The sequence below is a fragment of the Mesorhizobium sp. M2C.T.Ca.TU.002.02.1.1 genome (genome assembly GCF_003997225.1).
The window spans coordinates 1-2,159 of the sequence record NZ_RZTO01000946.1 but is presented as its reverse complement, the minus strand read 5'-3'; the positions used below and the strand labels follow the sequence as shown (position 1 = coordinate 2,159).

General features: G+C 64.1%; 2 protein-coding genes. One reads left to right on the top strand and one right to left on the bottom strand.

What is annotated here, in order from left to right; translation table 11 throughout:
- The coding region (locus EOD07_RS31825; protein ID WP_164772739.1) for a UDP-glucuronic acid decarboxylase family protein at nucleotides 1-899 on the top strand (899 nt) is incomplete at its 5' end.
- A 36-nt stretch (nucleotides 900-935) separates the two neighbouring features.
- Here the strand turns inward: EOD07_RS31825 and lpxK are convergent.
- Complete coding sequence (gene lpxK / locus EOD07_RS31820; protein WP_127238089.1) at nucleotides 936-1,964, bottom strand: tetraacyldisaccharide 4'-kinase; 1,029 nt, start codon at nucleotides 1,962-1,964, stop codon at nucleotides 936-938.
- Between the last annotated feature and the right edge of the window lie 195 nt (nucleotides 1,965-2,159).

The window sequence follows — 2,159 nt, the reverse complement described above, 5'->3', positions numbered from 1 at the left end:
TCGGCTCGCATCTATGCGACCTGCTGCTGACACAAGGCCGGCACGTGATATGCGCCGACAATTTTTCCACCGGCTCGGAGGAAAACATCCGCCACCTGTCGGGCAATCCACATTTCGAGTTTCTGAGGCACGACGTTACCGCACCTCTCAAAGTCGAAACGGATGAGATCTTCAATCTCGCCTGCCCGGCCTCGCCCGTTCACTATCAGCGCATCCCGATCGAGACGACCCGGACCTGCGTCTATGGTGCGATCAACATGCTCGATCTCGCATGCGCCTCCGGAGCCCGGATCCTTCAGGCATCGACGTCCGAGATCTATGGCGATCCGCAAGTCCATCCCCAGACCGAGGCCTATTGGGGCCACGTCAATCCGATCGGGCCGCGCAGCTGTTACGACGAAGGCAAGAGATGTGCCGAGGCGCTGTTCTTCGACTACTGGCGTCAGTCGAAAGTGCCGATCAAGGTGGTGCGCATCTTCAATACATACGGACCTCGCATGCATTCGTCGGACGGACGCGTGGTCAGTAATTTCATTGTCCAGGCGCTGCGCAACGACCCCATAACCATCTACGGCGACGGAAGCCATACGCGGAGCTTCTGCTATGTCGACGATCTTGTGGACGCCTTGGCCCGGATGATGGCCTCGCCCGATGATTTCGTGGGGCCCCTCAACGTCGGAAACCCTGCGGAAGTCACGATCCTGGAACTGGCCGAACTTGTGTTGGGCATTGTCGGCGGCAAGTCCAGGATCGAGTTCAAGCCCCTCCCCCAAGACGACCCCCAGCAGCGGCAACCCGACATAAGCCTGGCGCAGTCGGCGTTGGGCTGGGCTCCTCGTGTCGCTCTCGAAGACGGGCTTGGCGACACCGTGCGTTACTTCCGCCGGCTCATCGACTGACGGTAGAACGCCCGGGCGGCAGGCGCATCCCGAAGCTCAGCCCCGCATCTTGCGCTGGCGCCAGGCGTCGAGCGTCTCGTCGACGATGCGTTCGGGCACATGATCGAGCTCGAACACGGCCTCGATGTCGAGCACGTCCAGTCGATCGAGGAAACCGGCAGGCGTGTCGCCATGACGCAGCCGCGCGGCGTCCTTCGCCGTGGTGACGAGACGCAGCCCCTCCTGCCGCCCAAGCGTCAGGAGGTCGGCAAGCTCGTCGTGGGCGTAGACATGATGATCCGGAAAGGCGCGCGACAGCGCGACTTCGCCGCCCGCGCCGCGCACCGTGTCGAAGAATTTCTCCGGATGGCCGATGCCGGCGAAGGCAAGGAAGCGGCCGCCCGCAAAGCGCGACGGGTCAGCCGGCTCGACATGCGCCAGGAAGATCGGCCGCCCGGCGCGCGCCGCCTGGCGCACGACGCCGTCGGCAGCGGCCCCCTCGCCCATCTTCAGCAAGCCGCTGGTGAACACCAGTTGGTCGACGACCTTGGCGCGGAGCGGCCCGCCCGGGATGACACGACCATTGCCGATGCCGAAGCGGGCGTCGACCACCACCAGCGCATAGTCGATATGGATGCGCGCCGACTGGAACCCGTCATCCATGATCAGGAAGTCGCAGCCATGTTGCTCGATAAGCAGCTTCGCGCCGGCGGCGCGGTTCGCCGTCACCGCGACAGGCGCATGCTCGGCGAGCAACAGCGGCTCGTCGCCGACATGCTTGGCGGCGTCGTGATGCGCATCGACAACATGCGGCCTGGCGAACGAACCGCCATGGCCGCGCGACAGGAAGCCTGGCGTAAGCTGCATGCGCCTGGCCTGCTTGGCCAGAGCGATGGCGACCGGCGTCTTGCCGCTGCCGCCGACGGTAAAATTGCCGACGCACAGCACGGGCGCTGCGACCTTCTCGCGCGGAGCATGGCGCATGCGGCGGCCGGCGACCAGCCCATAGACCGCCGAGGCCGGAGACAGCGCAAGCACGCGCCAGTCCGGCCTTTCCCACCAGAAGGGCGGCGCTTCGCTGGTCATCGCGTGGGTACCGCGCAACTGGATTTCGCGCATGGTCCTTTCCAAAAATCGGATCCGATTTTTGGGATCATGCGTTTTTCCCCTTTGTTTGCGCAATTCCGGACGGAAAACCGTTACACACTTTTCCTGGAATTGCTCTAACGCCCGTTTGCGCCTTTCAGGCGCGCCTTGACGACCAGCGGCTGGATATAGGGC

What these genes read in the sequence shown, in the direction of transcription:
- lpxK (WP_127238089.1), bottom strand. Translation starts at nt 1,964, where the DNA reads ATGACCAGCGAAGCGCCGCCCTTCTGGTGGGAAAGGCCGGACTGGCGC.